Origin of the sequence: Pseudovibrio ascidiaceicola, assembly GCF_900114245.1 — a bacterium.
Lineage (GTDB): Bacteria > Pseudomonadota > Alphaproteobacteria > Rhizobiales > Stappiaceae > Pseudovibrio > Pseudovibrio ascidiaceicola.
Genome location: NZ_FOSK01000003.1, coordinates 426,841 through 434,025 on the forward strand (window position 1 = coordinate 426,841; position 7,185 = coordinate 434,025).

The 7,185-nt window shown below is 54.2% G+C and carries 6 protein-coding genes; 2 read left to right on the plus strand and 4 right to left on the minus strand.

All coding sequences use genetic code 11. The features are described 5' to 3' along the window. Nucleotides 1–143 precede the first annotated feature (143 nt). Nucleotides 144–950, minus strand: coding sequence for an enoyl-CoA hydratase/isomerase family protein (locus BM231_RS08525; protein ID WP_093518480.1), 807 nt, complete (start codon nt 948–950; stop codon nt 144–146). Further along, entirely contained in the window at nt 950–2,782 is a 1,833-nt protein-coding gene (locus BM231_RS08530) for an acyclic terpene utilization AtuA family protein (protein WP_093518482.1), read from the minus strand. The genes BM231_RS08525 and BM231_RS08530 overlap by 1 nt, the downstream gene beginning before the upstream one ends. A gap of 101 nt (nt 2,783–2,883) precedes the next feature. Between BM231_RS08530 and BM231_RS08535 the strand changes: the two genes are divergently transcribed. Then, nucleotides 2,884–3,528 (plus strand): TetR/AcrR family transcriptional regulator, encoded by a 645-nt coding sequence (locus BM231_RS08535; protein ID WP_093518484.1) that lies wholly within the window; start codon nt 2,884–2,886, stop codon nt 3,526–3,528. A 196-nt stretch (nt 3,529–3,724) separates the two neighbouring features. After that, nucleotides 3,725–6,064 carry a heavy metal translocating P-type ATPase gene (locus BM231_RS08540; protein WP_093518486.1) on the plus strand — a complete coding sequence of 780 codons (2,340 nt, stop codon included), beginning with the start codon at nt 3,725–3,727 and terminating at the stop codon, nt 6,062–6,064. On the opposite strand, the gene BM231_RS08545 is transcribed toward BM231_RS08540, so the two are convergent. Together BM231_RS08545 and BM231_RS08550 are read right to left on the minus strand one after the other, a co-directional pair. Continuing rightward, a complete protein-coding gene (locus tag BM231_RS08545; protein WP_057461220.1) occupies nt 6,061–6,753 on the minus strand; it encodes a nitroreductase family protein in 693 nt (230 codons plus the stop codon). The two genes, BM231_RS08540 and BM231_RS08545, sit on opposite strands and share 4 nt — an antisense overlap. A 169-nt stretch (nt 6,754–6,922) precedes the next feature. Then, nucleotides 6,923–7,185: cupin domain-containing protein (locus tag BM231_RS08550; RefSeq protein WP_139226344.1), on the minus strand; the 263-nt coding region annotated here is incomplete at its 5' end.

Consider the following 7,185-nt stretch of genomic DNA (forward strand, 5'->3'; position numbering starts at 1 on the left):
CCAACACTATCGTTATTGCGCGATAGACTTCGGCATTATAGTCAGCTCATACGAATATGAGCATACCCTGCATTTCTTCTTCCTTCACCGCATTCGAACATCTGTTTCCGGGTAAACGCATACCCCAGAATTTAAGGGGCTAATTAAGGAGCCCAAGAGGGTTTGCGTTTTTGTAAAAACGACTTCACACCTTCCTGCCCCTCTTCCCCAACGATAGCTCTTGCAAAATAGGCAGCTGCACTCTGGCGCAGATCTTCCTGTTCAAGGAATAGCGTCTCCTCAACCACCCGCTTCGTGGCCGCAACAGCATCTGGCGCACATGCCAGCACTTGCTGTTTTAAATCCGCTTCTGCTGCCTCAAGTTCTGCCTGATCTGCAACAGCCTTGTCGACCAGACCAATGTCAAAGGCCTCAACACCGGTCAGTTTGCTCCCCAACATGAGCATTTTCTTGGCTTTTTGGTAGCCCAGACGTTTGGTCACGTACTGAGCGATCTGAGCAGGCGGCAAGCCAATCCGCGTCTCAGTAAAAGCAAATTTGGCATCTTGCGTGGCGATCACAAAGTCACAGGCACTGGCCATACCAAGCCCCCCTGCCATGGCAGCTCCCTCCACCAAAGCAATGGTCACTTGCGGCTGATTGGCGATCATTCCAAAAAACGCTGCAGCTTCCAGACTGATCTTTTGCGCAATCGCCCCGGCTTCATCACCACCAGCCATGATCTGCTGGAAGGACTTCAGATCGCCCCCAGCACAAAACACGCCGCCAGCCCCCGTGAACGTGATCCCACGGACACTGCGATCATCCTGCACATCTCGCAGCACCTTGGAGATTTCAGCAATCACCTCGCCTGTCAGCGGGTTACGCTTCTCGGGCTGGTTCAAAGTGATGGTCATCCAACCATCTTTTTGAACCACAAGAACGGGGGAAGTTGTTGAAGCATCACTCATCACATCACCTCCTGCGCAATGGACTGCGGAACCGGAACATTCTGCGTCAGCAAGATCTGGCTGTACGCCTTTGCTTGCGGGTCCAGCCTCAGGCTAGCAATGCCGCCGCCGCCAAGCACATCATCAATCAGGAAATTCAGCGCATGACAGCCCGGCAGGTAGAAACGAACCACCTTACCCGGATTGAAATGCGCAAAGGTCTGCGCAACTGCCTCTTCACTCAGCGCCGCCGCAATCCACGGCAACCACTCTGCTTTCCGCGCAATCACGCCGATGTTCGCTTTATCGCCTTTGTCACCGCTACGCGCATAAGCCAGCTTGATCAGCGGAACATCAACCATCGCCTCATCAGCCCCAGCCACATCAGGAACCTCAGCACCCTCAACAGCCGCTGCCACGCCCGTTGCAATCACAGGCTCAAACGGAACAGCCTCTCCTTCCTGAGAAACCTGAGGCGAAACCGCCGACTGCTCAACAAGGAACGAAAACAACCGTACAACCGGCGACGGCTTAGGCCGCCCACCATTAAACGTTGTCATCCCCGGAGCAACAGACAGCCCCAATCCGGTCAGCTCACGCAACAACAAACCAGCAGCACGCTGGTCCACATGCCGCGCTGCAATCTTCAGGACAACTTCTTCATAGGTGCCCCGGCTCACAGAAGCTGCGCCAACCTGAGATCCTGCCCCCACGATCTCAACGGAAACCTCTTGATAGCCGGGCGCACCAAGCTTTCTCATAACCGTCTCGGCACGGCCAAGAGCAAGGTCCGCAAACGCCTGCGCCTTCTCACCAGCATCAAAGCCCACGTATGGGATCATCAACCCAATACGGAACCCATCCGCCCAGGTTGCTGAAACCTTCAGGCTCTCAGGCGCTGAACGCCCTTTCGCACCAGAAACATGCACACAATCAGCTGCTTTCGCCTCAACCCTCACCTGCGAAAAATCACAGGTCACATCAGGCAGCAAATAAGCTTGCGGATCACCAATCTCATAGACCAGCTGCTCAGCAACCGTGCCAACACTCACAAGCCCGCCACTGCCTTCCGGCTTGCTCAAATCACAGCTGCCATCTTCATAAACTGTCGCAATCGGATAACCGATCTTCTTCACATCCGGCACATCCCGCCAGTCCGTAAAGTTGCCGCCAGTAACCTGCGTCCCGCACTCCAGCAAATGCCCAACAAGGCTCCCTGCGGAGAGGCGGTCATAATCCGCCCAATCCCAGCCAAAGGCATGTGCGCATGCAGCAAGGGTCAACGCACTGTCCGCACATCGGCCTGTAATGACGATATCGGCACCAGCATCCAGAGCAGCAACAACAGGCTGTGCACCTAGATAGGCATTGATGGAGGCAACCTTCTCTGACTTGGGAAAGGCCTCATGAGAGAACATCTCTGTCACACCAGCGGCCTGATATGCTCCAGCCTCCGCCAGCAGATCATCACCAGTGACAACAGCAACCTTCAGATCCAGCTTCTGCACTGCAATCATTTCGCGGATCTTGGCAGCGCAACTCTCCGGATTAACGCCACCAGCATTGCTGAGAATTTTCGTCTTGGATTCAGCAATCGCCTTCAGATTTAAGCCAAGCACCTGCTCGACAAAGTCCGTCGCATATCCAAGATCAGGAGACTTCTGACGCGCCCTTGCCATAATGGAAAGAGTGATCTCTGCCAGATAGTCGTAAACAATGTAATCGAGCCCTCCAGCGCGCAACAATTGCCCGGTTGACGCGTTAGAGTCACCCCAAAAGCCGCAAGCCCCCCCAATGCGAATTGGCTGCTTACGTTTACTAGAGCTTTGATTTTCCGTGGTTTTCATGGTCATTTTAACGGAAACCTCTTTTACATACCAAACGTACGGTATATACTAGTTCCCAATACGTCAAGTGTTTCAGAGAAAACCCCTTCCTAAGGCTAAGGTTGATCATGGTAAGCAAGTTAGACAAGAAGAAGCAGCGCGGTGAAAACACACGCAAAGCCCTCATTAAGTCGACCATCGATTGCCTCGACCGGCTCGGCTATGCAGAAACCTCAATCAACCGCGTGCTGGAAGGTGTTGATGTCAGTCGAGGTGCCTTGATGCACCACTTCCCCTCCAAGGAAGATCTGGTGATTGGAACGGTCGACTTCCTGCTCTCAAGAATTCTGCGCCACTACCAACAAGAAAGCCCAAACTCATTCCCCTTCGCGCAGGTAACGCATTCTGATAACGGGACACTCGCCGACGCGCTCGTAACCTATTGGAAAAACATCATCGACACACCAGAGGGTCGCGCCTTCTCTGAAATCATCATGGCAACCCGCACAGACAAAGCCTTGTCCCTGCGCATCTCCCCCAAACTGGAAGATTGGAATGAGCAGCTCAACCAGTTTTTCCTGCCACCGGGCCTGGATGAAGAGGCAATAGAAGATGTAACCCTGACTCTTCTCATCTGGCGCTCTTTCATCCGCGGCATGATTTTCCAGCAGGAGTTCCACAGCGACCCGGATTACATCGAAAAAATCATCCGTAAATTCGCCATGATAATGGAACCGCATCTGAGGCTGGTTCAGACGCAAAGCGGTGCCTAGTAATGGAAGCCAACAGCTCTCCATGGCTGCCAGACCAATACTCAGGTTAACTTGATCCAAATACCGCCATTTCCATTAAGCTCAGCCTAGTGATAGTGCTAAGTCCCATGGGGCTTTAATCCTTTAAGGCACTGCAAAGGCATATGATCTGCGCTGGTAAAACGCGTGCGCGCTGGATCAGGGAGCCTTTTGACCAATGGACGAGGCATCAAACACACCACAACCCAATGCCACCTCCCCCACGGAGCAGGATCCAGTCTGCGGCATGCCGGTGACAATTACTGACGACACCCGTTCAGCTGATTTTGCCAGAAAGACCTACCATTTTTGCTCCGATAAATGCTTCAATAAATTCGACACAGATCCCTACTTCTACGCCTCTGGCAACAGCAAAAAGCAGCAGGATACTCAGGCACAGGATGCCGATTACACTTGCCCCATGCACCCGGAGATAATCAAAAAAGGCCCCGGCGAATGCCCTATCTGCGGCATGGCACTGGAGCCCATGACAGTCACCAACGATGATGAACCCAGCCACGAACTGGTTGATTTCACCAGACGCTTCTGGCTCAGTGCAATTCTCTCAATTCCCCTGCTCGCCATCACCATGGGCCCCTTCATCGGCCTCCCATTCCGCGAATGGATCGGCGAACCCACAGCCATCTACGTAGAGTTTGTCCTCGCAACACCCGTTGTCCTGTGGGCAGGCATCCCGCTCTTCAAACGCGGCCTCAAGTCTATCACCACATGGAACCTCAACATGTGGACACTCATCACCCTGGGCGTCGGCGCCGCCTACCTTTATTCTCTGGTGGCAACCTTCCTGCCCGGCTTGTTCCCCCCAAGCATCCGCACTGCCACAGGCCATCCGCCGGTCTATTACGAAGCCTCAGCTGTCATCCTTGCTCTGATCTTCATGGGACAAGTGCTGGAAATGCGAGCCCGTGAGCGCACAGGTGATGCCATCCGCGCCCTGCTTGACCTTGCTCCCAAAACCGCCCGCCGCGTGCTGGAAGACGGCACAGAATATGACGCGCCCCTTGAGAACATCATGACGGGCGACAGGCTTCGTGTCCGCCCCGGTGAGGCTGTCCCTGTCGATTCTCGCGTTGTCGATGGTCAATCCTATCTGGATGAAAGCATGATCACAGGCGAGCCCGTCGCCCTTGAGAAGAAGGTAGGAGACACAGTCACAGGCGGAACACTCAACAAAAACGGGACGCTGATCATTGAGGCAACAAACGTTGGCGCAGATACCATGCTTTCCAAGATCGTCTCCATGGTCTCTTCTGCCCAACGCTCACGCGCGCCTATTCAAGGCATGGCAGATAAGGTCTCGGCCTACTTCGTCCCAACCGTGGTCAGCATCTCCATTCTCTCCTTCTTCATCTGGTTGCTTATCGGCCCCGCACCATCCCTGTCTTACGCCGTCATTGTCGCCGTATCAGTGCTCATCATCGCTTGCCCCTGCGCCCTTGGTCTCGCAACGCCCATGTCCATCATGACCGCCAGTGGCCGAGGCGCGCAGGCAGGCGTGCTCATTAAAGATGCCACTGCACTGGAGCTCATGTCCAAAGTCGATACACTCATTGTCGACAAGACAGGAACCATCACAGAAGGCAAACCGACCGTCACCTCAATCCAGTCGTTCTCTGAGGGCTACACCGAGGACCAACTCCTACACATCGCAGCCTCCATCGAAAAAGGCTCCGAGCACCCGTTGGCAGAAGCAATCGTCCATGCCGCCTCAACCAAAAAGATGTCCTTATCCAACTCTGAGGATTTTGAGGCCCACACCGGAAAAGGCGTTAGCGCGAAAGTCGAGGGCCAACTCTACGCCATCGGCAATCCGGTCATCTTCAACCTCACCGACAAGATCTCTGAGGACATGAAGCAAAAGCACCAAACCCTGAGTGCTTCAGGCAACACCAGCATCTATCTGTCAAATGAGCAAGGCATCATCGGTTTGATCGCCATCTCCGATCCAATCAAGGAAAACGCAACGGAGGCCATCAAACAACTGCATGAGGTTGGCATCAAAGTCGTCATGGCAACAGGAGACAATGCCCTGACAGCCAAAGCCGTCGCCAACTCTGTCGGTATTGATGAGTTCAAAGCAGAAGCCTTGCCGGAAGACAAGAAGACACTGGTCGATCAACTCCATGCATCCGGAGCAATGGTCGCCATGGCTGGCGACGGCGTCAACGACGCGCCTGCCCTCGCATCAGCCGATGTAGGGCTGGCAATGGGAACAGGCGCCGACGTTGCCGTCGAAAGCGCAGGCATCACACTGCTGAACGGCGATCTCACCGGCATTGTGCGTGCCCGCAAGCTCGCCATCGGGTCATTGCGCAACATACGCCAAAACCTCTTTCTGGCGTTCGTCTACAACTCCGCAGGTGTCCCCATCGCAGCAGGCATTCTCTACCCCTTCACCGGAGCGCTGCTTTCACCCATGATCGCAGCGCTGGCCATGAGCCTGTCTTCCTTCTGCGTGGTAATGAACTCCTTACGGCTTAAGCACTTAAAGCTCTAATCCGCCACCGTCAGGATTTCAGACAAAGGCTTCTTCAGCTTTGCCACCGCAGGCACTTTGGCATCTTCAGCCGGGTGACCAACTGCAATGATCATGATTGGTTTTTCAGAGTCAGGGCGATCCAGCATACCATTCAAAAACTTCATCGGGTTCGGCGTATGGGTCAGCGAAACCAACCCTGCATGGTGCAGCGCCGTCAGCAGAAAACCACAAGCAATGCCAGTGCTTTCAGGCACGTAGTAGTTTTTGTAGCGCGTCCCGTCTTCAAACTGCCCCCAACGCTGTGCAAACACAACAATCAGCCATGGCGCATCTTCCAGGTGAGGCTTGTCGTCATTGGTGCCAATCGGCTCAAGCGCTTTGATCCACTCATCACCCGCGCCGCCGTCATAGAACCGGCGCTCTTCTTCTTCCGCACCATCCCGGATACGCTTCTTAAACTCAGGTTGAGAGATGGCCACAAAATGCCAGGGCTGATGGTTGGCACCAGAAGGAGCCGTGCCAGCCGTGCGAATGCATTCTTCAATAACTTCACGAGCGACAGGACGATTAGAAAAATCCCGAACCGTATGGCGACGCTTCATCTTGTCATAAAAGCCTTTCACAGCTTCAAGCATCTGCTCATCGCTCAGGTCCAGACGATCTGGCAGATCCACTGGCTCATATGTGATGTGTTCTTTGGCAAACATCCTGTTCCCCCGCTTTTCAGGTATTCTTTTGCTTTCTCTTACAAGCCAAACCGACGACAGCCTCCCAGCGTCCAACAGCCCATGTAAGGTCTTCGCAAAACTAACGGAAGAATGCGGCTAAATCTATTGAACTTGCCTCCAGAAAGCCAGTCCAGCCTCTAAACCCACATCACAACGTCCCATCCGGCACCCAGCGTCGGGAAACCTCCGTGCTACTCTCATAACTGGCCTCAAAGATTGGTGCAGCCAATGTCGCCCGCACATGCAGCGCGCCCTCACCCACATTACAAAAACCATGCAAACGCCCGGCAGGGATCAGGACACTCTGATTGGCTGTCGCAACATACCGGTCGTCTCCGCAAGTGATCTCTGCAGTCCCGTCAATCACCTCCAAAAGCTCCTCCACCGCATGCAGGTGCAACGGAGCGCCAC